We start from the raw sequence: 22,270 nt of genomic DNA, 5'->3' as shown, positions 1-22,270 counted from the left end.
CCGCATGTGGCCAATGCAGAAATGTCGTTCTCAAGAACTTGTCGCGCTCGCGGAGATCCTGCCAAACTTGTTTCCGTCGCGAGTCTGCAGTGTCCGGCGCGATGCTGGCCATGATATCTGCTCGTGCACCCCATGTTGAACATGCCTCGTTGCAATGAGAGAGATACCGTGACAGTCCAGACATCGCCGCGCACGAACCGCGTCGCTGACCACCCAGCCGAGCGCATCTTCGTCGATCGCTGGTCCCCCCGGGGATTTTCTCAGGAGCAGATTTCGGAAGGCGAACTTCGGACGTTGTTCGAGGCCGCGCGGTGGGCACCCTCCGCCTATAACTCGCAGCCCTGGCGGTTTCTCTACGCTCTCAGAGGCGAGGCGGATTTTGATACCTTTGTTGCTCCGTTGATCGAGTTCAATCGCGGATGGGCTCAACATGCGGCGGCCTTGATCTATCTTCTCTCCAAGAAGGAGTTCACGCCGCCTGGCAAGACCGAAGCACAATTTTCGCGAACCCATTCCTTCGATGCAGGCGCCGCATGGGCCAATTTTGCTAATCAGGCTGCAATCAGCGGCTGGGCCGCTCATGGCATGAGCGGGTTCGACGTCGAGAAGGCGCGCACGCTCTTCGGCGTCCCGCAGGGATTTGACATCGAGATTGTGGTCGCGCTCGGTCGCAAGGGCGATGGAGCGCATCTGGCGCCAGCCCTGCTTCAGCGCGAACAACCAAGCCCGCGCGCCTCCGTCGATGAATTCGCCGCGCGTGGTTTGTTTCCACAGCGGTTCGAGGTGGCACGATGACCGGCCTGCCCAAACTCCGGACCTTCGTCGCCGAGGTCGCCCAGATCGTCGATGCGAAGCTGGATGAGAGCGCGACCCTTGCTCGGCTTGCGCCGAAGCTCAAGGAACTGGTCACCGCGGACGACTGGCTGCCGGACGCTTACGCTGCGGCTGACGGCAAGGCCTATCGGCAATACCTGCTCTACGCCGATCCGCTCGACCGTTTCTCCATCGTCAGCTTCGTCTGGGGGCCCGGACAGGGCACCCCGATCCACGACCACCGGGTCTGGGGACTGGTGGGCGTATTGCGGGGGGAAGAACTCTCGGTGAGCTATGCGCGGCAACCCGATGGCTCGTTGCGGCCCGGCCCCACCGAGCGCCTGGCCAAAGGCACGGTGGCCGCCGTCTCGCCCGACATCGGCGACATTCATGCCATCTCGAACGGCTTGGCGGACAAGTCGTCGATCAGCATTCACGTCTATGGCGGCAACATCGGCAGGATTCACCGCTCCGTCTTCGATGCAACGACCGGAGCCGAGCACGAGTTCGTCTCGGGATATTCCAACGAGTTCGTGCCCAATCTCTGGGTCTGAGGCCCGCCGGGGATCGTCTGCAGGTCTATTCTCGCTGTCGCGCGCCTAATCCTCATCCTCAAGCGCCAGCACAGCAAAACTCGCCAGCCAGTGTTCGCCCATGTAATGCTCGGCGATATGAGGAAGACCTGCGGCCAGATGCTCGCGCGCGGCTTCGTGAGCTAGGGCGCGACGGGGATCGGCTGCCGGCAATGCGTTGCCAAGCGAACGCCAGCACCAGGCCCGGCTAAGATTGAGTCCGTCGAGATGAGCGATCTTGCCATCGGTGCGATCACTGACCGAGGCAGGCCGGAACAGCGTTTCCGGCTGCCGCTCGGACAATCGCGGCAGGAACCGATCGAACCAGGGCAAGAACTCGTTCGGCGTCAACAGGCGCCGCATGCACTCCGCCTCGATCAGGGCCGACGACTGAAAATCGTCACCGCTCGGTTCACCCCAGGCCGGACAATCGCGATCCTCGCCATACCAGCGCTGGCCGGTCTCGCGTAGCAACGTGGCTAGCGCTTCGTCCCTTGTGACGCCGGCATAGTCCGCCGCCATGCGCAGGCCGAACGCGGTGTTGAAATGCGTGCCGACCCGTACCGGATATGTTGCACGCGGCAGGAAGTCGCGAAAGCGCTGCGCGATGACGTCGGCCAGCGGTGCGAGATTGCGGCTCCAGCGATCGTCGCGGTGGAGCGCGAGCTCGGTCGCGAGCTTCAACAGCCAGGCCCAGCCATAGGGCCGTTTGAAACCACGGGCAGTTGGACGAGCGAAATAAGCACGCTCGGCGTCGACCTTGTCGGCGACGAACTGCGTGTCGAACAGCGCGCGGATGTCAGCTGCTGGCGCAAAATCAGGATAGCGGCGCAGCAGTCGCGCCAGCATCCAGTAGCTGTGGACGCAGGAGTGCCAGTCATAGCTGCCGTAGAAGATCGGGTGCAGCTGGCTCGGCGTGCAGGCGTCCGAGGGTTCGGCCAGCGCGTGGTCCACATTGTTGGGGTACTCCCGCCTGACATGGCCGAGCGCGATGCGGGCGAAGTGCTGGGCGTGATCGAGGGTGAGATGGAACGTGGTCACAGCTTGGCCTTTCCAGTATCTTGGCCGATCAATGTTTCGATCAGGCGCGGCAGGAGGTAGATCGGAAATTGCGCCGCGGCGAAGTATAGGGCGATGCGTGGCGAGGCGGCAGTACCCAGCGCCGACCAGACGAGGCCGACATTGCGATTGCCGAGGATGAGGCCGACGGTCAGGCGCTGGCCGAGGTTGCCCGGCAGCAGCAAGACGCCCGTCGCCTGAAGGCCGAGATTGCAGGCAAAGGCGAGCCCGAGGCACAGCAGGGCGGCTTGCACATCGGCAGCGATCTGCGCGCGAATGCCGGCCATGGTCGCGACGGCAAAGACGAGGAGCGCCATGACGATGATCCCGTCAACCACCTCGCCATGGGCCGCCAGCATCGAGGCCGCTTGCCGCCGGGCCAGGAGCGCGACGCCTTCGGCGCTGCCGATCAGCAGCGCCAGACGCAGCGCGAGCTCGAGCGAGCTGATCTCCAATCCGCCGAACCAGCTCGCGAGAAGCGGCACGGTGATCGGCGCCAGCACCATGGACAATACCGTCACCACGAGCGGTACCGCACCGTCGAGGCCGAGCATGCGCGCCACCGCCGCCGTTCCGCTCGACGGCGGCGCCGAGACGGCGAGCACGATTGCAAGCGTGATTTCCGGAGCAAGGTTCAGGCCGTATCCGGCTGCACCGACCAGCACCGGACAGGCAACCATGACGATCGCGGGAAGCAGCAGGGAGAGCGATGGCCGCCGCAGCGCGGCGATCACAGCCTGGCTATCGATCCGCAGCAGCGTTCCGAGCACGATCAGGAAGATCGTCATTGGCATCAAGGGGCGAGCGAGGTCCGCAAGAGCCGGAAAGGCCAATCCGAGCAGGACGCCGAGCGCCAGCAGTGTCGGTCCGCGCGGGATGACGCGCAGGAGTGAAGGTCGCATACGCCTCGTCCAATCATATCCTCGCCGTCGATAGACCACATCCCGCGTCATTCTTGAAATCGATTATTACCATATCTATTATCGCTCATATGAATTTGGCTTCCGTCGACCTCAACCTCCTGGTCGCCTTCGAGGCGCTCATGGAGGAACGCCACGTGACCCGCGCCGGGGAACGCATCGGCCTCGCGCAACCTTCAATGAGCAGCGCGCTGACGCGGCTGCGCGCGCTGTTTGACGATCCGCTCTTCCTGCGTTCGGCTTCGGGCATGCAACCGACGGCCAGAGCGTTGGCGCTGACCCAACCGATCAGCGACGCGTTGGCGCAGATCCGAAGCGCGCTCGCGCCCAAATCGATGTTCGACCCCGCAACATCCCACCGTCGCCTGGCGATTGCCGCGACCGATTACGGCGACCTCATCGTGGTGCCTCGGTTGGTCGAGGCGCTGCGGCGGGAGGCGCCAAGGATCGATCTCGTGGTGCGCCCCATCATCGATCCGGCCGCGAGTGTCGCCAGCCTCGAGCGCGGCGATGTCAACGTGTTGATCGGCGGCCACCTTCCCGCCTCCCCGCGCATCACCAGATACACGCTGTTCGCGGAGAACTTCGTCTGCATTCGCGACGCCAGGCGCGCCAAAGGGAAACGGCTCACAAAGGACGAGTACGCGCGTCTTCCGCATGTGCTGTTCTCATCCGCCGGCGGCGACGGACTTCCTGGCGCTATCGACACGATGCTCAGCCGCCATGGCCGCAAACGCAGGACGGCGATTACGCTCGCCCACGTCGTCGCGGTGCCGTTTGCCGTTGCCGGCACCGATCTGGTAGCGACCATGGCCGAGCGCATCGCGCGCCGCTTCGCGGCCACTGCCGGTGTATCCGTCGTTCCGGTTCCCTACGATGTCGACGCGTTCAATATCGACCTGCTCCATACCCGTCGCGCCGCGGCGGATCCGGCGCTGCGCTGGTTCATCGAAGTGGTCGGTCGCGTTTGCAAGGAAATTTGACAGAATCATTCCAGCAAATGGCGCCTCAACGGAGCATCGCTACTCTTGATTTGATGAACAATAGAATATTGCACTCGTCTGACTATCAACGCATTTGAGCTGTAGAACTTGCCCGATCCTGCGACGTTGGCTGAACGATCAGAACGGGGACGCACGATGGGTCCGGAGGGGCGGCACGCGATCGTTATCGGGGGAGGCGCCAGCGGCGTCCTTCTCGCCTTCCAGCTTCTGAAGACCAATCCATCCGATCTCCGCGTGACCTTGATCGAGAAGCGGCCAGAAGTCGGACGCGGACTTGCCTATCATGCAGGCAATCCCGAACATCTCCTCAATGTGCGCGTGACGAATATGAGCGCGCTGCCCGAAGATCCCGACCATTTCTGGAACTGGCTATGTGCACGGCCCGGCGGGCCGCTGTGTCCGGATCCCTATTGCTTCGTTCCGCGGCAAACCTACGGCGACTATCTCGCCGAACTGATTGCGCCGCTGAAATCTCGCGACGGATCTCAAGGCCTGACCATCGTGCGCGGCGAGTGCGTATCGATCCGCGAAAATCCCTCCGACGTCGCCGTCACCCTTTCCGACGGAACATGCATCACCGGGAGCACGGCCATCCTCGCGACCGGCCATGACGCCGCAGTGCCGCTGCTGGCGGGCCATGCCGAACCCTGGGCCTCACCCGCCGACGCCGGCATCGAAACGAAGGCCACCGTGCTCATTCTCGGCACGGGTCTCTCGATGGTCGATTATGTGCTGTCGCTGCTCCGTTGCGGACATCAGGGGCGGATCGTCGCACTGTCGCGGCGCGGCCTGCTGCCGCGAGCGCATCGGCGCGTCGATCCCATGCGCTTTGCCGAGAGCGAAATTCCGTTCGGCGCCGAGATAGGAACGCTGCTCCGCTGGTTTCGCCGCCGCATCGAGAGACATGTCGCCGAAGGCGGCGACTGGCGCGGCGCCATCGACGCGATCCGGCCTTTCACCCAACGGCTTTGGTACGAACTGCCGATGAGCTCGAGGCGCCGTTTCCTCGAACACGCCCGCGCCTGGTGGGATGTGCATCGCCACCGCACCGCGCCGGAGGTCGAGGCTCGCATTGCGGAGGCCCTTGCGATGGGGCGGCTGACGGTCATCGCCGGCAAGCTCGCTGCCGTCACACCGAACGCCGGCGGTGCGCTCGTTCGCTATCGCCGGCGCGGCCAAGCCGAGACGTCCGAGTTGCAGGTCGGAGCCATCATCGACTGCACCGGTATCGTCCGCGATCCCCGCGCCAGCACCAACCCGGCCGTGCGCAGCCTGCTCGACGAGGGCCTTGCCCGCATCGACCCGCTGCGGATTGGGATCGACGTCACGCGCGACTGCGCGATCGTCAATCGCGACGGGTCCCCCTCTCGCCGTCTCTACGCCGTCGGCCCGCTGACGCGGGCCGCGTTCTGGGAGATCATTGCCGTTCCCGACATCCGACAGCAATGCGCGGAGCTGGCTGCGCGTCTCCGCGCCTTCGACGGCATTAGTTGAACAAATCCGGCTCCGCCTCGGTGATCCAGTCCCAGAGCGGCTGGAAGCTGAAATAGCCGCCCTTGTGCGTGCCGACCTGCCGCGAGGTCAGGCTGGCGATCTCGTGCGGGATCGGCTTTGGCGTGCCGGCGGCCTCGGCCAGCAACTGGGCGCGCGCGGCGTTATCCATCGCGATGTACCACCACGCGGCCGCCTCGATGGTCGGCCCAACCGTGAGCAGGCCGTGGTTCTGCAGGATCGCCGCCTTCTTCGATCCCAGCGCCTGTGCGATCTTGCGGCCCTCCTCGGCCTCCAGCACGACGCCGGAGAAGGGATCGAACAGCACGTGATCCTGGTAGAAGGCGCAGGAATCCTGCGTCAGCGGATCGAGCAGACGGCCGAGCGCCGACCAGGCCTTGCCGTAAGTCGAATGGGTGTGGGCCGCTGCGATCACTTCCGGATGCGCAGCGTGGATCGCAGAATGGATGACAAAGCCGGCCTGATTGATCGGTTTGTCACCGACCAGGATGTTGCCGTCGTGGTCGACCAGCTGAAGGTCGGACACCTTGATCTGGCTGAAATGCTTTGACAACGGGTTGATCCAGAACCGTTCCGGAAACTCCGGATCTCGCACGGTGACATGGCCCGCGAGGCCCTGATCGAAACCGTAACGCGAAAACAGCCGGAACGTCGCAGCAAGCCGTTGCTTGCGGTGCAGCCGCTCTTCCGCGAATGTCGCGGCCGGTGTGCGCTCGACCAGAGAGTACTTTTTGGGCTTCTCGACGACCTTGTTCATTGTTGCGGCTCCTTTTCTAGTATTCGAGATTCTTGTCGAAGACATCGGCCAGCGCCACGCCATGCGCATAGGCGTCGAGGTTCACCAGCGTCTTGTCGGCCAGCCGCCTAGCGTCCTCGCCACCCGTCCACGAGACGTGCGGAGTGAGGACGACCTTGGGATGGTTATAAATGGGATCGCCATCCGGCGGCGGCTCCGGATCGGTAACATCGAGCGTGGCGCCGGCGATCCGTCCGTCATCGAGCGCCTGCAGAAGAGCTTTCTGATCGATGATCTTGCCGCGCGCGACGTTGATCAGATGCAGCGATTTTTTGGCCCGCGCCAGCACGTCGGCATTGATCAGGCGGGCGGTCTTCGTTGTCGCCGGCAGCGCCAGGACGAGATGGTCGGAGACCTCGACCAATTGCTCGATGCTGTCCACAGGCTGGATGCCCGGCAGAACGTAAGGCCAGGCCGAGCGCCGCAATACCTTGATGTTGACGCCGAACGGCTTGACCCGCTCGGCGACGGCACGGCCGATCGAACCGAAACCTGCGATGCCGATTGTCTTGCCGCTGAGCGACCCCAGTGGGGCGATCTTCCACTGCTCGCGGCTGCGCGGGCGGAGCGCGTGAATGCGCTTTTCGAAGCCGAGGATTGCCGCGAGAACATATTCGGCGATCGGATCGGCCGAGATGCCGCGGCCGACCGTTACCACGGGCCCATCGAGCAGCCACGCCGGAAAGAAATCGACGCCCGTCGAGGCGGTCTGGATCCAGCGCAGGCCAAACGGCCAGCCGGCCGGCTTCTCCTTGGGCGCGCCTTGCCAACCCGCCAACGGCCGCGTCAGCAACACGTCAGCCTCGGGCGCGATCTCCCATGGTACGCGATCGGCAGGATGATCGATGATCAGCGGACGTGACCAATGATCGGCCAGGACGGCACGAACCTCTGCGCCGAGCTGATTGACGATGATCGGCGACCGCACGCTGGTGGAGGCATGCCTGCTTTCAATGCGGGGAGTGTTCATGTCGCGACGCTCGAGATGATAACGAAGTGACATGCTAAGCGCTTGGCAAAAGATAGTCTTTTCAAAGATCATCGGCATCGGGCAACAACAGGACGACAGCTCCGATCGAGGCATAAGGAATCGTCTCTGCTCGTTGCCGGTCGGTACGCTCGCAGCTTGACAACGTCACGAGCGATCCGATCTTGACTGCAGATCAAGGAGCTCACCCATGGAAATCCTCAACATCCTGACCCGGCGGTGCCTGCCGCTGGAAGAACTGGATGCGGCCGTCACCTTTTACGAAACGCTGATCGGCCAGAAAGCGCGCCTCCGCTTTGATTATCCCGAGTACGATCTACGGCTCGCGCAGGTCGCCTCGATCCTGTTCATCGCCGGAACCGAACAAAGCCTGAGCCGGTTCACCGCAACGCACATGACGTTCATGGTAGAGGACATTGAGGCCTTTGCCGCGCATCTGCCGACGGTCAGCGCGACGATCCTGGAGGCACCAAAGCCAGTGCCGACCGGCCGCAACATGCTGGTGCGGCATCCGGACCAGACGCTGGTCGAATATGTCGAGCACACCGACAAGCATCCGGCAGATGTGCTGTCGTCGGCCTCCCGCTGATCTGACTGCTTCTATTCCTTTCCGCCAAGGCCCTCAGGCCTCACTGCCCGCGTTTGCGCCGCAGCCTCGCCGGCGCGGCGGAAGACGGTCTCCATCAGCCATTGCTCGTTGGGATAGTGTTCCGCCCATTCGTTCCAACCGGAGTGCTTGCGGTATTGGCCGAGACGGCCGGACGCCAGCACTTCTGCCTCGCTTACGGCAACACGGCGGTCGCAATCGGGTGCGACGTAGATGGCATCCGCCCGACAATAGAGCTCGCACATGAAGCAGGTCTGGCAATCCTCGGCACGCGCGAGGACCGGCAGGCCGCCTTGCCCGGCGTCGAGCACATTAGCTGGACAAACCTCAATGCATGCCCCGCAATCCGTGCAGCGGTCCGCGACGATGAGCTCGATCATGATGCCGCCTCGAGCCGGCCCGCTTTGGCGGTTACGGACGTCGTATCGGCAGTCACCCAGACCTGGTCGAGACCCCCACTGAGCAAGCGAGTAGCAAATCCGGCATCCTGGGAGGGAAAATCCTCGCGGCGATGAAGGCCCCTGCTCTCCTTGCGTGCCCCCGCCGTGGCGACGGACCAGCGCGCTGTTGCCAATAGAGCCGCCGTCTCGCGCGAGGCGATAGTGCCTTTATCTGCGTGATCGGCCATCTCGGTCCACAAACCTTCGAGCACGTCCGCAGATGCTGCAAGTCTATCGCCGGTGCGGAACAGATTCTTGTCGAATGGATGCATCTGGCTACGCACGCCGTCGCGAAGCGCGGCGAGGTCAACGGTCTTGGCGCCTTTGCGGGGCTCGCGGCCGAGCGGGCGCAATCGGCCTCCCCTCCTCGTCGCACCTCGCGCCAGGCGTGCCGCTGCACGTCCGGCGAACACGCCGGACGAGAGCGCCCAGGCCGAGTTGACATTGCCCCCGCCGGAGATCGCGCCCGCAACCTTCTCGCGCGAGGCGTTGTCGCCGGCCACGAACAGTCCCGGTACCGATGTCGTGCCATCCACATCGTGCACCCGCACTCCACCGATGCCCCTGATGGTGCCGTCGTTGTGCAAGACGACTTCGAAGCGATCCCGATAAGGATCGGTGCCCCAGCGATCGAACACCAATGGAACATTGGGCGAAATCGTGTGCAGCCGCGCCTTGATGTCGTCGGGCAGTCGGTGCAGCGAGCAGTAGACCGGACCGCGCTGAAGAGCCCGTGCCAGACGCAGGGTCTGGTCGGGACCGAACGGAAGATCGAGCTCGTGCCCGGCGGCATCGTAATAGGTCGCGAACGAATACGCCATGGTTCGCGTCATCGTCGAATGCGCGGGCGCAATGGTGTAGGCCGCGGTGAACTCCATGCCGGACATCTCCGCGCCCGCTTCGGCCGCCATGAGATAGCCGTCCCCCGTGTTGGTTCGCGAGCCCAGAAGATGGGAGAGGAAGCTGGTGCCGCCGGCCGCGAGCACCACCGCTCCAGCCTCGACCTGGTACGCCCTCCCGCCATCCTGCCGGCGCTGGCCGCGGGCACCGCCGATCGAGCCGTCGGATCGCGCCAGAAGCTCGAGCACGGGCGAATGATCGAGGATGGTAACGCCGTGGCTCAGCACCTGCTGCCGCAAAGCGCGCATATATTCGGGTCCGCGCACCGCGCGATAGTTCACCCGCCCCTCGTCATCCGCCCCGAACTTGTAATAGCCCGCCAGCGTCGGCAGCGTACGCCAGGTCTGGTCGAGGATGCGATACATCCAGTCCGCTTCGCCTAGACCAAGGCCGCTCGCAACACGATTGGTGACGGCAGCTTCGCGCGCCGCTGGAGGATCCGGCGGGACCCACCAATGGCCCGGCCCCGCCGCGGCCGTGACGCCGCTGGTGCCGCAATAGCCCTTGTCGACCAGAACGACTTTCGCGCCCGCCTCGGCGGCAGACGTCGCGGCCCACGCGCCCGCCATCCCGCCACCGACGATCAGCACGTCGGTCGTCAGCGACAATTCTTCGAGCGACGACGAAATCACAGCCTGCCTCCGGACAATAGAGCAGCCGCCCTCCCGCACCGGACGCGGAGGCATACCACTTTCCCGCGGCATGTTTGGGCGCGGCAGCACGCAGGTCAATGAAAGGCAAAACTCTTTTCAGCTCGGCTCGCAAACAACTCATGCCGTCGTTTCCGAGGACGGCATGATGGGCGTTTCGGCGTAGAACAGACTTCCCCGCAGGCGACAGCGGGCGACAAGGAGATTTCCGTAGATCTGCGGGCAGACGATGCCGATGATCGTCCAATATAACGGATTCTCATCCGTCATATGACGCTGGCCAACGCGAAGGTCGCTCATCCCTTCCATTTTGTTGGATGAAAGCGAACAGCGAAATCATTTCTCAATTCACATCTCCCGCAGCTGACTTTATCTCCAAATGCAGCGCAAACGAATGCTTCCTGCTTCTGACCCTTGGAGAATGACGATGAACACCGCGATGCAGATGATGCCGATGCCGATGATGATGGGCGGCATGATGAACCCCGCCATGACCGGCGGAATGATGCCGATGATGAACATGATGGGCATGCCGATGATGATGCCCTGCCAGGTCAAGTGCACCATGACGGCTGCCGGCATGACCTGCGAGATGATGCCGATGGACCCCGCCATGAAGGACATGTTCATGAAGTGCTGCGAGAGCATGATGAACATGATGCAGATGGGCATGCCCATGATGATGTGCTGTGGCGGCATGATGATGATGTGCATGCCGATGAAGGCCGCCTGATCGCGTTCGCAGGAACGATCGACGAAGGGCTGGCCTCGCGCCGGCCCTTCTGCTTTCAGCCGGCGGTCTCGGCGTAGGTCATGACGAGGTAGAGGACCGCCTCGACGGCGACCAGATTCTTGTAGACGTGCGGCACGTCGGCGTCGAACAGGATGGCATCGCCTTCCGTCAGCGTCTGCGGCTTGTCGGGACCGGCCGTGATCTCGACCACGCCCTTGGCCACAAACAGATTCTCGCGCGTGCCGGGCGCATGTGGTTCCGCCGCTTCGCGGTGAAGCGGACCGATCCTCAACTCGTAGAATTCGACCGGATGATTGCCGTCGAAGGGAAACAGCGCGCGCGACGTAAACTGTCCCTGGCTGGACGTCAGCAGTTTGGCATCGCTGCGGCGGAGAACTTTCGGGCCGCGCGGCGCCTCGGTCTGCAGCAGATTCGCGAAAGGCACGTGAAGCGCGCTCGCGACCTTCCAGAGCAACGCGATCGTCGGAACGCTTTTTCCGGTCTCGATCTGGCCCAGCATGGCCCGGCTCACCCCGGATTGCTTGGCAAGCCGCTCAAGCGAATGGCCCTGACTGGTCCGCAGGCGTCGCAAATTTCGGCCGAGGACGACCGGCAGATCGAGATCGTCTTGGGATGATACGTTCGTGTCCGGCGACGAGGCGACGTGGCCGCCGCTCATGAAGCATCCCACCGCACGCCCGACATGGCCGGTACGGGCATCGGCACCCACACCCAGGTGGGCCAGAACCAACAGAGCGGCATGGGAGCACCTGTCGCAAAGGGGCCGCCGCCCGGCGACGGCCGAGCCGAAGCCGTGGCCTGCCCTCTGCTGCGTTCCGATCGATAGGCTGCGAGGTCGATAATCCGCGCTGAACTCGTAGGCTCTGTCACCTTGTTTGATCCGCGTCCGATGCCAATACGAGATATCCTAGTTCCACCAGATCATCCGGCAAGCTGTCGCCGAACAAAACAACGCGGGCGCTGTAAAGCTCGGCCAAGTAGCAAAGGCTTCTCGAATTTGCTCGCTCGTTAGCGGATGGCTCCTATGGCTCATGCCTACGGCGATCGTGGTGATTGACTGTCCGTCTCGGCGCTGAACGCGCAAGTTTGACACCTGCTGAAACTGGTCGGCTCAAGCCTCGCCGCATTGAGAACGCGTTTCTTCGCGGGAATGGATTTGGAGAACAAGACCTCTGGCGAGCGCGCTCCCATCAGCGTGTTTCTTTCGAAGATCACACCGTGACATCAGTTCGCTGGACCGGCCGCCCGATTTCCTGACATGTGGCCTCAAATGGCCGGGAAAGCTCATCCGCGGCCGACCAAGATTGACCTTGAGAGACAAGAATGTTTGCATCGAAATCCGTCTATGCTGCGGCGCTCGCCGTCGTCATTGCAGCAACCGGTGCCAACGCGGTTCGCGCCGAGACAGGCCAGCTTCGTATCGCCCAACAATTCGGCATTGCCTATCTTCCGCTCATCGTCGCCAGCGAAAAGGGGCTGATCGAAGAAGAAGCCAAGGCGCTCGGCATTGCACCGCCAAAGATCGAATGGTTGCGGCTGTCCGGCGCGGCGGCCATGAACGAGGCGCTGATCTCAGGCGGCCTCGATTTCGCAACGGCCGGCATCACGCCGATGATCCTGACCTGGGACAAGACGCGAACCACGGCCAAGATCATCGGCATCGCAGCGCTTGGCTCGATGGCCAACATCCTGACCACCAACAATCCCAACATCAAGACGATTGCGGATTTCACCGAGAAGGACCGGATCGCACTCCCATCGGTCAAGGTCGGCTTCCAGCCGATCGTCCTCCAGATGGCGGCGGACAAGGCGTTCGGTAAATACGACAAGCTCGACGAGCTCACCGTCAGCATGCCGCACCCGGACGCGACGGCCCAGATCCTGTCGGGCCATTCGGAGATTACGGCCCACTTCACCTCCCCGCCGTTCTCGCAGCAACAGCTGGCGAGCGGCAAGGTGCATCAGGTCCTCAACAGCTACGACGTGCTCGGCGGGCCCCACACCTTCAACGTGGTCTATTCGACCGCGAAGTTCGTCAACGACAACCCGAAGACGATCTTGGCTTTCGTCCGCGGTCTCGACCGGGCCAACGAATGGATCAAGGCCAACCCGAAGGACGCCGCCGCGCTCTACATCAAGGCAGAGGGCTCGAAGCTTACGCCTGATTTCGTCGAGAGCATCATTCGCGACAAGGACGTCAACTTCACCACCGCGCCCGAGGGAGCCCAAAAACTCGCGGATTTCGAGGCCAAGGTCGGCCTGATCAAGCAGGCGCCGGCGTCGTGGCGGGACCTGTTCTGGTCCGGGCTTGGAGAGAAGCCGGGAAGCTGACATGAACGTCGCTCCGCGACTGACAGGCGTCGTTGGCGACGCGGCGGTGCCGACCTTGCTAGAGCTCGATCACGTCAGCATCAGCTATCCGACGCCGGACGGCAACCTTACCGCGGTCGAAGATGTCAGCTTCAAGATCGCGGCTGGCGAACGGCTGGTCCTGCTCGGCCCGTCAGGCTGCGGCAAGTCCACGCTGCTGCGGGCCGTCGGCGGTTTCCTCAAGCCAACCGCCGGTGAAATCCGCATGGACGGCCGGCGGATCGCAGCCCCGGGGCCGGACCGCATGACCGTGTTTCAGGAGTTCGATCAGTTGCTGCCGTGGCGTACCGTGCTCGGCAATGTACGCTATGCCCTGGAGCGGGGAAAGTCGCTGCCGCGGCGAGAGGCAGAGGCGATTGCACGGCGCTGGCTCGAGCGTGTCGGATTGAAGAATTTCGTCGACGCTTTCCCTCACACCTTGTCCGGCGGCATGAAACAGCGCGTCGCGATCGCGCGGGCCTTTGCGCTGGAGCCGGCACTTCTGCTGATGGATGAACCTTTCGCGGCGCTCGACGCGCTGACGCGGCGGCAGATGCAGGACGAACTGCTCAAGCTGTGCGAGGAGACCGGAAGCACCGCCCTGTTCGTGACCCATGGTATCGACGAGGCGATCCGTGTCGGAACGCGTATCCTGGCCCTGACGCCGCACCCGGGACGGTTGGCCGCCACCTTCGATGTCCCGCCGGAGACTCGCGCCCGCGGCAGCTCAGGTTTCGGCGAGCTGGAGCGGCGAATTCAGACGACCGTGTTCTCCACTCCGGAAATCGGCCATGTCTGAGATCGCAACCCCAAAATTCGTTCGGGCGCCAACGTTGCGGCGCGCCCTCGAAGGCACCCCCTGGCGACGCTTCGTCATCCTCGCCGGCTTTGCGCTCGCCTGGGAGCTCTATGCGCGCTGGCTCGACAACGCGCTTTTGCTGCCGACCCTGGGGGCGACGCTGTCGGCGCTATGGTCGGCCATCTTGTCGGGCGAACTGCCGAGCCGCGCGTTGACCTCGTTGCGGGTTCTCATCACCGGCTATGCCCTGGGGGTTGCCGTCGCGGCGGTGCTGACCACCCTCGCCGCTCTGTCGCGCTGGGGCAATGAGGCTCTTGGCCTGTTGACGTCGATGTTCAACCCGCTTCCGGCCATCGCGTTGTTGCCCATTGCATTGCTGTGGTTCGGTGTGGGAACGCCGAGCCTCATCTTCGTCATCGTGCACTCCGTTCTGTGGCCGGTGGCGCTCGCCTGCTATGGCGGCTTCCTCGCGGTGCCGCCGACGCTACAAATGGCAGGCCGCAACTTAGGTCTCTCGGGCGGCCGGTTCGTCGCGGAGATCCTGGTGCCCGCGGCCTTCCCGCAGATCCTGTCGGGCTTGCGGATCGGGTGGGCGTTCGCCTGGCGCACGCTGATTGCGGCCGAGCTTGTGTTCGGCGTCAGCGCGCGCTCCGGCGGGATCGGCTGGTTCATCTACACCAGCCGCGCACAGCTGGAGACGGCGAGCGTCTTTGCGGGACTGCTCACGGTGATCCTGATTGGTCTTCTTGTGGAGGGCGTGATCTTCCGGAGCCTGACGCGGATCACAGTCCAGCGCTGGGGACAGGTGCAACCCTAGGAGAATGCCGGCGATCCCGATCGGCCCTAACGGTGAACATACGGGAAGGCGTAGCGATCGGCCAGATAGCGGAGTATTCGCTCCGAGGAATCGATGAAGCGCCGACCGTTGGCGACCCCTGCGTCCTCAGGCACCGGCCGGCTTTCATCAAAGACCAGAACCGGAAGCGATTGATGTTGCTCGCCCAGGATGTCGACCAGCGCGGTTCGCGGCCGCGCGAATGGTAGGCGGTGCACTTCGATCTGCGTTGCCAACCCAGGGAACGACGCCAGCAATCCCTCGATTGCATTGCAGTGCGGGCAGACGAAGAAGCGGCCCGGCTGCTCGGGATCTTCAAATCCCGGCTTCAATAGAAAGAGGCGATCTCCGCTCATGGCCGGCCTCCAGAGACGACATGATTTTCAATGGCCGAACAGCCGATAGCTCCGGTCGGCCGCACGCAGGTGGCGGCTCTCCTCGACCCAGCCGACGGCGCGCCGATAACTGCCCAGCAGGGTCGCCTCCTTCAAGGCCGCTACGTCGACCGTTTGCGGCGCGTCGGCGAACGGCGAGACGAACAGCGCATCCTCGGGACAATAGAGCTCGCACAGGAAGCAGGTCTGGCAATCGCTCTGACGCGCGATCCTGGGAATCCCGTCGGTCTTGTCGAAGACATTGGTCGGACACACGCTGACGCAGATGTCGCAGGCCGTGCAATGTTCGGTATCGATGACCTCGATCATTCCGCGGCCTCCGCATATTGCGCAGACGCCAACGGGCGCGCCGACGTCCAGACCTCATCGAGCCCGCCAGTCGTCACGAAATGGAGGTAGCGGTCGTCCTGCCCGGGGTAATCGTCGCGACGATGCATTCCCCGGCTTTCCTGACGCGCCAGCGCGCTGCGATACATCCAGCGCGCGGTCGCAAGCATGGCCGCGGCCTCGCGCCCGCGCAGCAGCTCCTGCTCGCTCGGCGCATCGGCAGTCGATGCATCGAGCCACAATGCATCCAGCCGAGCGAGCGACTCGCCCAGTCGCCCGGCTTCGCGGAAGTAGTTCAGCTCGTAGGGGAACACTTCGTCCTGAACGCTCCGCGCGAGGGCGCCGCCCTGCAACGGCCGGCCATTGCCGGAGCGCAGGCCAACAGCGCCGCGCCGGAAAGCTTGGCGCCCGATGGTTGTGCCCAGTTGTCGCGCGAACTCGGCGGCACCGTGGCCGGCCCAATAGCCTGAAGACATCGCCCAGGCGGCGTTGTGGCTGCCGCCGCCGGTGAAGCCGCCGCAGATCAATTCGCGCGTCGCGGCATCACCTGCCGCGTAGAGACCCGGCACCGTGGTCGCGCAACTGTCGTCGATGATGCGCAGACCGCCCGTTCCGCGGACGGTCCCTTCGAGGCGCAGTGTGATCGGAAAACGTTGCGTGAAGGGATCGATGCCGGTGCGGTCGAACGGGAGAAAGAAGTTCGGCTGCGACGCGCGCATGTGCCGCTGGGTCGCGGCATCGGCCTGGTCGAGCTGCGCGTACACAGGGCCCTTCCGGAGCGCCCGCGCAATCACGGAGCGTCCGCCTTTCGAGGACGCGCCGGGGATGACGCTCCCCTGCTCATCGGTGAAACTCGCCCAGCTATAAAATAGGGTCTTGGTCACCGATCCGAAAGCCGGCGAGATCGCGTAAGCGTTGGAGAACTCCATGCTGGTGAATTCCGCCCCCGCTTCCGCGGCGAGGAGATAGCCGTCGCCGGTCAGCACGTTCGAACCGAGTGTCTTGCTGAGGAACGCGCATCCGCCCGTAGCGATCACCACGGCCTTGGCGTTCACCACCCAACGGTCCCCCTTCTGGCGACGTAAGCCCGCAGCTCCCGCCACCACGCCATTGCCATCGACCAGCAGCTCCAGCGCAGGCGAATGATCGAGGATGGTCACGCCGGCCTGCTTGGTCCGCTTGCGCATCAGTCGCATATATTCCGGGCCCTGGAGCGAATTGCGCTGCGGCCTGCCGTCGTCGTCGTCGGGATAAGGATAGCCCCAATCAGCGAGCTGATTGCTCTGCGCATAAGTCCGGTCCAGCACCCGCGCCATCCAGCGACGGTCCTGGAGATAACCGCCCAGCTTCTCACGGCTGGCCATCGCGGCCTCGCGGCGCTCCGGAACAGGGTCGACATACCAGACGCCGGTGCCGGCCGCAGCGGTCGCGCCTGAAGTGCCGCAAAACCCCTTGTCCGCCAGCACGACGCGGGCACCCTGCTCGGCGGCGCTGATCGCGGCCCATGTGCCCGCGGGACCGCCACCAAGCACCAGCACGTCGGCGTCGTACACAACCGATCCTGCCGAACTCGACAGCTTCTCGGCACGACCAGGTGAGTTTGTCATCGCTCGTCTCCGGACTGACTCTGTTCAGAACGCCGGGATCTGCCCGGGCAATTTGTCCTTGATGATCTGGCGGATCGTGTCGTTCTGATAAGCGCGCACCAGCTTCGCGACCCAGGGGGCGTCCTTGTCCTTCTCGCGAACGGCGATGAAGTTGTTGTAGGGGTTGTTGACCGGGGATTCGATTGCGATGGAATCCTTGCCGGGAATAAGACCGGCCGGAACGGCGTAGTTGGTGTTGATGACGGCGGCATCGACGTCGTCCAGGCTGCGTGGCAGCTGGGCGGCGTCAATCTCGCGGATTTTGAGCTTTCTGGGATTTCCAGTGACATCAAGCGCGGTTGGTAGGATCCCTACCCCGTCCTTGAGCTCGATCAGCTTCTCCGCCTGAAGCAGCCGCAGGGCGCGGCCGCCGTTCGACGGATCGTTGGGAATGCCGATCGAGGCGCCCTCCTTGATCTCAGCAACCGACTTCGCCTTCCTGGAATAGAGCCCGATGGGGGCGACGATCGTCTCGCCGACGGCGACGATCTTGTAGCCCCGGGTCTTGATCTGATTGTCCAGGAATGGTCTGTGCTGGAAGGCATTGGCATCGAGATCGCCGACGTCCAGCGCGGCGTTCGGCAGCAGGTAGTCGTTGAAGACAATCACCTGGACATCGAGTCCGTCCTTGGCGGCGATCTCCTTCACCTTCGCCCAGACGATTTCGGCGTCGCCGCCCGATATCCCGACCTTGATCTTCTGATCCGCGGCCGCCGGGGCGGCGAATAGCGCAAAGGCGGCCATCACGAGGAACAAACGGCGTCTCATGGTCTACTATCTCCTTATCGAGCGATCATCTGTTTCGGTGCCTAGCCGACCCGGGCCACCAGGACGTCCGCCGTGGTCTCCGCGAATTCGGAGGACATATCGTTGAAGAGAGCGAGTTCCTGAACCGTCGCCGCTCGCGGACGCCGGTTCCAATCCCTGGCACCTTGCCGATTCAGGAAAAACCGGTCCAGCGCCTGCACAAACCCCGGCGAGCCTGCAATCTCCGATGCGTGCCCCTCACTCCCGGCCACAAAGGCAAAGCTCATGTGATTCACGTCGACGACATAGATCATGCGCGGCTTCCCGAGAGGACGATCTCCTAGCTGTTGAACCCCGCGGGAATGAACGCCGGGATTTTCTCTTCGATGAATTGCTTCACCTCCGGCGAGTTGAACACCTGGATGAAGGCCTTCAGGCGCGGATCGTCCTTCTTGTCGGGCCGCGCCGTGAAGCGCAGTACGAGCCCATCATCAACGGTACGGTCGATGATCAGCGCAGACTTGGGATCGCCGCCGGCCGGAATCAAATAGGTGATGTTGACGAGTGCCAGCGTCACGTCGTCGAGCGAACGGTAAGTCTGCGCCGGATCGAGCTCGACGATCTTCAGGTTCTTGGGATTGTCGATGATGTCGAACTTACTGACGGAAAAGCCCTTGCCGGGCGTCAGCTTGATCAAGCCCGCCCGCTCCAGCAGGATCAGACCACGGGCACCGTTGAGCGGCTCGTTCGGAATGGCGACGCTGTCGCCGGACTTGATCTCGTCGAGCGTCTTGATCTTCTTCGAAAACAGCCCGACCGGCGCGATCACGCCGACCTTGTCGGCCTGCACCAGATTGAGGCCGCGCTGCTTGTTCTGAAGCGCCAGATAGGTCGCATGCTGAAACAGATTGGCGTCGACCTCGCCGCTGTTCACGACCTCGTTCAACGCCACCCAGTCCGACAGCTCGACGATCTTGACGTCCTGCCCCTTCTCCTTGGCCAGCTTGGCGGCAAAGGACGCCAATTGGCCAACGGGGCCGGCGCTGGTCGCGATCTTCAGCGGTTCGCCGGCGAAGGCGACAGCCGTGAATGCGAGCCAGAGACCGGCGGCCTGGACGGTACGACGAAGGATTCCCATTGTCTCACGTTCCCGTTGGAATTCGGATGAGGCGCATCATGCGGCCTTGCGCGCACCGGCGTCGGCCTGCGCCAGCGCCTGCCCAAGATCTGCCAGGATGTCATCGGGATGCTCGATCCCGACCGAGAGGCGGACATAGCCGGGCGTGACGCCTGCGGCGAGCTGCTCGGCTGCGGTCAGTTGCTGATGCGTCGTCGACGCTGGATGAATGGCGAGCGACCGGGCGTCGCCGATATTGGCAACGTGATAGAACAGCTTGAGTGCGTCGATGAAGCGACGGCCGGCTTCGACGCCACCTTTCAGCTCGAAGCCGACGAGGGCTCCGTAACCGCCCTTCAGATAGGCATCCGCGCGACGCTTGTTCTCTCCGCTCTGGAGGCCCGGGAAGATCACGTTCGACACCGAAGGATGTTTCGCGAGGAAGTTCGCGACTTTCACCGCATTCTCGTTGTGCTGCCGGATGCGCAGCGGCAAGGTCTCGAGCCCCTGGATGAACTGGAAGGCATTTTGCGGCGCAATCGACGCGCCAAGGTCACGCAGCAGCTTGACACGGGCCCGCAGGATGTAGGCGATCGGGCCAAGCGGCTTCGCCGCTTCGGTCCAGATCGCGCCGTGATAGGCCTCGTCAGGCTTGTTGAGCAGCGGGAAGCGCTCCGCATGCGCAGCCCAGTCGAAGTTGCCGCCGTCAACGATGGCGCCCCCGATCGCGGTGCCGTGGCCGCCGATATATTTGGTCGTGGAATAGACCACCACCGCTGCGCCGTGCTCGAACGGACGCGCGATCAGTGGCGAGGCCGTGTTGTCGAGAATGAGCGGCACGCCCAGCGAGCGGCCAATATCCGCGACCTCCTTGATCGGGAACACGTTCAGCTTGGGGTTGGGGAGCGTCTCGCCGAAATAGGCCCGCGTCTTTGCGTCGGTCGCGCGGCGGAAGTTTTCGGGATCGGCAGGATCGACGAACCGCACCTCGATGCCGAACTGCTTCAGGGTTTGCGAGAGCAGCGTATACGTCCCACCGTAGAGGTCGGTCGAGGACACGATGTTGTCGCCGGCTTGCGCGATGTTGAAGATTGCGAAGGCGGAGGCGGTTTGACCCGACGCGACTGCAAGCGCGGCCACCCCGCCTTCCAATGCCGCAAGCCGGGTTTCGAACGCCTCCTGCGTCGGATTGCCGATGCGGGTGTAGATCGGGCCCAGTTGCTCGAGCGCGAACAGGCGCGAGGCATGATCGGCATTTTCGAACTGGAATGACGTGGTCTGGTAGATCGGAACCGCCACTGCGCCGGTGGCGGGATCAGCGCGGTACGATCCGCCGTGCAACGCGAGCGTCTCGAAGTTCCGGGTCTCCAAAGCCATCTGCAATTCCCTTTCGGTTCGAGGGCGCGCGTCATGCGCGGCAAGCCGTGCTTGTCGGTGGAAATGATGCGGTCGGATTCTGCGGCTGTCGAGCACTCCGGGAAAATAGCGATGCGCGTGCTGCATCAACACCGCCCCGCAACGTGTTTGTTTCCGCGCCTTTGCCGAATTGGAAACAAACTCGCTGGCACAAAATGTTAACAGTGGAACGCGCAGCGAATGTGCTTCGCAAATAGACGATCGAGCCAGATCATGACGAGACCGCGCGAACTGCGCTTCAACGCTTTCAACATGATGGCGCCAAGCCACAATTGGGCCGGCTTGTGGTCTCATCCGCGCGATGCGTCCATCGACTACAATACGCTTGATTATTGGGTCGACTGCGCCAAGACCGCAGAGCGGGGACTGCTCGACGGCGTCTTCCTGGCCGACGTGTTCGGCGTGTACGACGTCTATGGCGGCAATGCCGAGGCTGCCGCGCGCCATGCCGTGCAGCTGCCGAACGCTGACCCGACACTGCTCGTGTCCGCCATGGCGCTCGTCACCCGCCATCTCGGCTTTGGCATCACCTCGAACTTGACCTTTGAACATCCCTATCAACTGGCCCGCACGTTTTCGACGCTCGACCACCTTACGAAAGGCAGGATCGGCTGGAACATCGTCACCGGATATCTCGATAGCGGCGCGCGCGGCATGGGCTTTCCGGCTGGCCGCGCCCACGACGACCGCTATGACGCGGCCGATGACTTTCTCACCGCGGCCTACAAGCTATGGGAGGGAAGCTGGGAGGAAGACGCGGTTCGCCGCGACCGCGGCAGCCGCATCTTCACGGACCCCTCGAGACTTCACCGCGTTCTTCATGAAGGCCCCTACTTCAAGGTCGACGGCATCCATCTCGCCGAGCCTTCGCCGCAGCGAACCCCGCTCCTGTACCAGGCCGGCACCTCGAAGCGCGGCCGCGCGTTCGCCGCCCGGCACTCGGAAGCGGTTTTTCTCAATGGCCAGACCAGGCCAATTCTGGCCCGCGCTGTCCGCGAGATACGCGAAGCGGCCAAGACCTTTGGCCGCGATCCCTACGACATCCGCCTGTTTGCCGGCGCGACCGTGATCGTGGCGCCGACGCGGGCCGAGGCGCACGATCTGCTCGAGGACTATGCACGGCATGTCGACCAGACCGGCCAGCTCGCCTTGTTGTCGGGCTGGACCGGCATCGACTTCTCGACCTATCGGCCAGACCAGCCGATCGAATATGTCGAGAGCAACGCCATCCAATCGATGATCGAGAATTTCACGGTCCGGAGCGACCGGCCGGTCAATGTCGGCGACCTCGCGAGACTGAGCCGCGCCGGCGCCCGGTCGCCCTTCGTGGTCGGCTCGCCGCAGGACGTCGCCGACGAGCTGATCGCCTGGGCTGATGAGACCGACGTCGATGGTTTCAACCTGTTTCGCCTCGTCGCACCGGAATCGCTGAACGCCTTTGTTGATCTCGTCGTGCCGGAGCTGCAATCGCGCGGCGTCTACAAGACCGCCTATCGCGACGGCACGCTGCGGGAAAAGCTATTCCCCGGACGCGGCCCGCGGCTGCACACCACACATCCCGGCGCGAATTTTCGGCGCCTGCCTTCAACAAGCGCACTGCAATCCGACGCAGCCGAATAACAGG

25 protein-coding genes are annotated in these 22,270 nt (G+C 63.6%); 10 read left to right on the top strand and 15 right to left on the bottom strand.

Features of this window, described 5'->3' with window-relative positions:
* Positions 1-168: 168 nt before the first annotated feature.
* Positions 169-795, top strand: coding sequence for a nitroreductase family protein (locus G8O24_RS04460; RefSeq protein WP_311972278.1), 627 nt, complete (start codon positions 169-171; stop codon positions 793-795).
* Entirely contained in the window at positions 792-1,367 is a 576-nt protein-coding gene (locus tag G8O24_RS04455) for a cysteine dioxygenase family protein (RefSeq protein WP_188096845.1), read from the top strand. The genes G8O24_RS04460 and G8O24_RS04455 overlap by 4 nt, the downstream gene beginning before the upstream one ends.
* A 45-nt stretch (positions 1,368-1,412) precedes the next feature.
* Here the strand turns inward: G8O24_RS04455 and G8O24_RS04450 are convergent, their stop codons facing one another.
* Both G8O24_RS04450 and G8O24_RS04445 read right to left on the bottom strand, forming a co-directional pair.
* Positions 1,413-2,426, bottom strand: coding sequence for a DUF2891 domain-containing protein (locus G8O24_RS04450; RefSeq protein ID WP_188096844.1), 1,014 nt, complete (start codon positions 2,424-2,426; stop codon positions 1,413-1,415).
* Positions 2,423-3,346: a hypothetical protein gene (locus tag G8O24_RS04445; protein WP_188096842.1), complete on the bottom strand. Its 924-nt coding sequence runs from the start codon at positions 3,344-3,346 to the stop codon at positions 2,423-2,425. Before G8O24_RS04445 ends, G8O24_RS04450 begins: the two co-directional genes overlap by 4 nt.
* Positions 3,347-3,399: 53 nt before the next feature.
* On the opposite strand from G8O24_RS04445, the gene G8O24_RS04440 reads away from it, so the two are divergent.
* Both G8O24_RS04440 and G8O24_RS04435 read left to right on the top strand, forming a co-directional pair.
* Positions 3,400-4,347 carry a LysR family transcriptional regulator gene (locus G8O24_RS04440; RefSeq protein WP_244645730.1) on the top strand — a complete coding sequence of 316 codons (948 nt, stop codon included), beginning with the start codon at positions 3,400-3,402 and terminating at the stop codon, positions 4,345-4,347.
* Positions 4,348-4,503: 156 nt separating this feature from the next.
* The gene (locus tag G8O24_RS04435; protein ID WP_188096840.1) at positions 4,504-5,862 is read left to right on the top strand and encodes an FAD/NAD(P)-binding protein; all 1,359 of its coding nucleotides are present in this window, start codon (positions 4,504-4,506) and stop codon (positions 5,860-5,862) included.
* Here G8O24_RS04435 and G8O24_RS04430 read toward each other — a convergent pair.
* Together G8O24_RS04430 and G8O24_RS04425 are read right to left on the bottom strand one after the other, a co-directional pair.
* Complete coding sequence (locus tag G8O24_RS04430; protein WP_244645729.1) at positions 5,855-6,637, bottom strand: class II aldolase/adducin family protein; 783 nt, start codon at positions 6,635-6,637, stop codon at positions 5,855-5,857. The genes G8O24_RS04435 and G8O24_RS04430 overlap by 8 nt on opposite strands.
* A 16-nt stretch (positions 6,638-6,653) precedes the next feature.
* Entirely contained in the window at positions 6,654-7,646 is a 993-nt protein-coding gene (locus G8O24_RS04425) for an NAD(P)-dependent oxidoreductase (RefSeq protein ID WP_188096837.1), read from the bottom strand.
* Positions 7,647-7,854: 208 nt separating this feature from the next.
* Here G8O24_RS04425 and G8O24_RS04420 point away from each other — a divergent pair, with 208 nt between their 5' ends.
* Positions 7,855-8,253, top strand: a complete 399-nt coding sequence (locus tag G8O24_RS04420) for a VOC family protein (RefSeq protein ID WP_188096835.1) — start codon at positions 7,855-7,857, stop codon at positions 8,251-8,253.
* An 11-nt stretch (positions 8,254-8,264) separates the two neighbouring features.
* Here G8O24_RS04420 and G8O24_RS04415 read toward each other — a convergent pair whose 3' ends face one another.
* The 3 genes from G8O24_RS04415 to G8O24_RS04405 all read right to left on the bottom strand — a co-directional run bounded on the left by G8O24_RS04415 (position 8,265) and on the right by G8O24_RS04405 (position 10,561).
* The gene (locus tag G8O24_RS04415; RefSeq protein WP_188096833.1) at positions 8,265-8,651 is read right to left on the bottom strand and encodes a 4Fe-4S dicluster domain-containing protein; all 387 of its coding nucleotides are present in this window, start codon (positions 8,649-8,651) and stop codon (positions 8,265-8,267) included.
* The gene (locus G8O24_RS04410; protein ID WP_188096831.1) at positions 8,648-10,243 is read right to left on the bottom strand and encodes an FAD-dependent oxidoreductase; all 1,596 of its coding nucleotides are present in this window, start codon (positions 10,241-10,243) and stop codon (positions 8,648-8,650) included. The genes G8O24_RS04415 and G8O24_RS04410 overlap by 4 nt, the downstream gene beginning before the upstream one ends.
* Positions 10,244-10,381: 138 nt before the next feature.
* Positions 10,382-10,561 carry a hypothetical protein gene (locus tag G8O24_RS04405; RefSeq protein ID WP_188096830.1) on the bottom strand — a complete coding sequence of 60 codons (180 nt, stop codon included), beginning with the start codon at positions 10,559-10,561 and terminating at the stop codon, positions 10,382-10,384.
* 127 nt (positions 10,562-10,688) lie between these two features.
* Between G8O24_RS04405 and G8O24_RS04400 the strand changes: the two genes are divergently transcribed.
* The gene (locus G8O24_RS04400) at positions 10,689-10,994 is read left to right on the top strand and encodes a hypothetical protein (RefSeq protein WP_202988743.1); all 306 of its coding nucleotides are present in this window, start codon (positions 10,689-10,691) and stop codon (positions 10,992-10,994) included.
* Positions 10,995-11,049: 55 nt separating this feature from the next.
* On the opposite strand, the gene G8O24_RS04395 is transcribed toward G8O24_RS04400, so the two are convergent.
* A complete protein-coding gene (locus G8O24_RS04395) occupies positions 11,050-11,673 on the bottom strand; it encodes a helix-turn-helix domain-containing protein (protein ID WP_188096826.1) in 624 nt (207 codons plus the stop codon).
* Between the two features lie 665 nt (positions 11,674-12,338).
* Here G8O24_RS04395 and G8O24_RS04390 point away from each other — a divergent pair.
* Genes G8O24_RS04390 through G8O24_RS04380 form a run of 3 tightly spaced genes read left to right on the top strand, consistent with a single transcriptional unit; the run spans position 12,339 to position 14,980 of the window.
* Positions 12,339-13,346, top strand: coding sequence for an ABC transporter substrate-binding protein (locus G8O24_RS04390; RefSeq protein WP_188096824.1), 1,008 nt, complete (start codon positions 12,339-12,341; stop codon positions 13,344-13,346).
* Position 13,347: 1 nt separating this feature from the next.
* Positions 13,348-14,163 carry an ABC transporter ATP-binding protein gene (locus tag G8O24_RS04385; protein WP_188096822.1) on the top strand — a complete coding sequence of 272 codons (816 nt, stop codon included), beginning with the start codon at positions 13,348-13,350 and terminating at the stop codon, positions 14,161-14,163.
* Positions 14,156-14,980 carry an ABC transporter permease gene (locus G8O24_RS04380; RefSeq protein WP_188096821.1) on the top strand — a complete coding sequence of 275 codons (825 nt, stop codon included), beginning with the start codon at positions 14,156-14,158 and terminating at the stop codon, positions 14,978-14,980. The genes G8O24_RS04385 and G8O24_RS04380 overlap by 8 nt, the downstream gene beginning before the upstream one ends.
* A gap of 26 nt (positions 14,981-15,006) precedes the next feature.
* Here the strand turns inward: G8O24_RS04380 and G8O24_RS04375 are convergent, their stop codons facing one another.
* From G8O24_RS04375 to G8O24_RS04345, 7 genes are read right to left on the bottom strand one after another with little or no spacing between them, the layout of a single operon-like run.
* On the bottom strand, positions 15,007-15,354 hold the full coding sequence (locus G8O24_RS04375) for a DUF3088 domain-containing protein (RefSeq protein WP_188096818.1): 348 nt from the start codon (positions 15,352-15,354) through the stop codon (positions 15,007-15,009).
* A 27-nt stretch (positions 15,355-15,381) separates the two neighbouring features.
* Complete coding sequence (locus G8O24_RS04370; RefSeq protein ID WP_188096816.1) at positions 15,382-15,702, bottom strand: 4Fe-4S dicluster domain-containing protein; 321 nt, start codon at positions 15,700-15,702, stop codon at positions 15,382-15,384.
* A complete protein-coding gene (locus G8O24_RS04365) occupies positions 15,699-17,327 on the bottom strand; it encodes an FAD-dependent oxidoreductase (protein ID WP_188096814.1) in 1,629 nt (542 codons plus the stop codon). The genes G8O24_RS04370 and G8O24_RS04365 overlap by 4 nt, the downstream gene beginning before the upstream one ends.
* Before the next feature lie 24 nt (positions 17,328-17,351).
* A complete protein-coding gene (locus tag G8O24_RS04360; RefSeq protein ID WP_188096812.1) occupies positions 17,352-18,134 on the bottom strand; it encodes a MetQ/NlpA family ABC transporter substrate-binding protein in 783 nt (260 codons plus the stop codon).
* A 41-nt stretch (positions 18,135-18,175) separates the two neighbouring features.
* Positions 18,176-18,427 (bottom strand): hypothetical protein, encoded by a 252-nt coding sequence (locus G8O24_RS04355; protein WP_188096811.1) that lies wholly within the window; start codon positions 18,425-18,427, stop codon positions 18,176-18,178.
* 26 nt (positions 18,428-18,453) lie between these two features.
* Positions 18,454-19,251 (bottom strand): MetQ/NlpA family ABC transporter substrate-binding protein, encoded by a 798-nt coding sequence (locus G8O24_RS04350; protein ID WP_188096810.1) that lies wholly within the window; start codon positions 19,249-19,251, stop codon positions 18,454-18,456.
* A 36-nt stretch (positions 19,252-19,287) separates the two neighbouring features.
* The gene (locus tag G8O24_RS04345; protein WP_188096809.1) at positions 19,288-20,607 is read right to left on the bottom strand and encodes an O-acetylhomoserine aminocarboxypropyltransferase/cysteine synthase family protein; all 1,320 of its coding nucleotides are present in this window, start codon (positions 20,605-20,607) and stop codon (positions 19,288-19,290) included.
* A gap of 252 nt (positions 20,608-20,859) precedes the next feature.
* Between G8O24_RS04345 and G8O24_RS04340 the strand changes: the two genes are divergently transcribed.
* On the top strand, positions 20,860-22,266 hold the full coding sequence (locus tag G8O24_RS04340) for an LLM class flavin-dependent oxidoreductase (RefSeq protein WP_188096808.1): 1,407 nt from the start codon (positions 20,860-20,862) through the stop codon (positions 22,264-22,266).
* Positions 22,267-22,270 lie beyond the last annotated feature (4 nt).

This window comes from Bradyrhizobium campsiandrae (assembly GCF_014529705.1).
Classification (GTDB): domain Bacteria; phylum Pseudomonadota; class Alphaproteobacteria; order Rhizobiales; family Xanthobacteraceae; genus Bradyrhizobium; species Bradyrhizobium campsiandrae.
Note: the sequence above shows the minus strand (reverse complement) of the source record. Positions and strands in the feature narration are given on the sequence as shown.

Coding starts and splice junctions, on each gene's coding strand:
- G8O24_RS04455 (WP_188096845.1), top strand. CDS start 792: ATGACCGGCCTGCCCAAACTCCGGACCTTCGTCGCCGAGGTCGCCCAG.
- G8O24_RS04445 (WP_188096842.1), bottom strand. CDS start 3,346: ATGCGACCTTCACTCCTGCGCGTCATCCCGCGCGGACCGACACTGCTG.
- G8O24_RS04435 (WP_188096840.1), top strand. CDS start 4,504: ATGGGTCCGGAGGGGCGGCACGCGATCGTTATCGGGGGAGGCGCCAGC.
- G8O24_RS04430 (WP_244645729.1), bottom strand. CDS start 6,637: ATGAACAAGGTCGTCGAGAAGCCCAAAAAGTACTCTCTGGTCGAGCGC.
- G8O24_RS04425 (WP_188096837.1), bottom strand. CDS start 7,646: ATGAACACTCCCCGCATTGAAAGCAGGCATGCCTCCACCAGCGTGCGG.
- G8O24_RS04420 (WP_188096835.1), top strand. CDS start 7,855: ATGGAAATCCTCAACATCCTGACCCGGCGGTGCCTGCCGCTGGAAGAA.
- G8O24_RS04415 (WP_188096833.1), bottom strand. CDS start 8,651: ATGATCGAGCTCATCGTCGCGGACCGCTGCACGGATTGCGGGGCATGC.
- G8O24_RS04405 (WP_188096830.1), bottom strand. CDS start 10,561: ATGAGCGACCTTCGCGTTGGCCAGCGTCATATGACGGATGAGAATCCG.
- G8O24_RS04400 (WP_202988743.1), top strand. CDS start 10,689: ATGAACACCGCGATGCAGATGATGCCGATGCCGATGATGATGGGCGGC.
- G8O24_RS04395 (WP_188096826.1), bottom strand. CDS start 11,673: ATGAGCGGCGGCCACGTCGCCTCGTCGCCGGACACGAACGTATCATCC.
- G8O24_RS04390 (WP_188096824.1), top strand. CDS start 12,339: ATGTTTGCATCGAAATCCGTCTATGCTGCGGCGCTCGCCGTCGTCATT.
- G8O24_RS04385 (WP_188096822.1), top strand. CDS start 13,348: ATGAACGTCGCTCCGCGACTGACAGGCGTCGTTGGCGACGCGGCGGTG.
- G8O24_RS04380 (WP_188096821.1), top strand. CDS start 14,156: ATGTCTGAGATCGCAACCCCAAAATTCGTTCGGGCGCCAACGTTGCGG.
- G8O24_RS04375 (WP_188096818.1), bottom strand. CDS start 15,354: ATGAGCGGAGATCGCCTCTTTCTATTGAAGCCGGGATTTGAAGATCCC.
- G8O24_RS04370 (WP_188096816.1), bottom strand. CDS start 15,702: ATGATCGAGGTCATCGATACCGAACATTGCACGGCCTGCGACATCTGC.
- G8O24_RS04365 (WP_188096814.1), bottom strand. CDS start 17,327: ATGACAAACTCACCTGGTCGTGCCGAGAAGCTGTCGAGTTCGGCAGGA.
- G8O24_RS04360 (WP_188096812.1), bottom strand. CDS start 18,134: ATGAGACGCCGTTTGTTCCTCGTGATGGCCGCCTTTGCGCTATTCGCC.
- G8O24_RS04355 (WP_188096811.1), bottom strand. CDS start 18,427: ATGATCTATGTCGTCGACGTGAATCACATGAGCTTTGCCTTTGTGGCC.
- G8O24_RS04350 (WP_188096810.1), bottom strand. CDS start 19,251: ATGGGAATCCTTCGTCGTACCGTCCAGGCCGCCGGTCTCTGGCTCGCA.
- G8O24_RS04345 (WP_188096809.1), bottom strand. CDS start 20,607: ATGGCTTTGGAGACCCGGAACTTCGAGACGCTCGCGTTGCACGGCGGA.
- G8O24_RS04340 (WP_188096808.1), top strand. CDS start 20,860: ATGACGAGACCGCGCGAACTGCGCTTCAACGCTTTCAACATGATGGCG.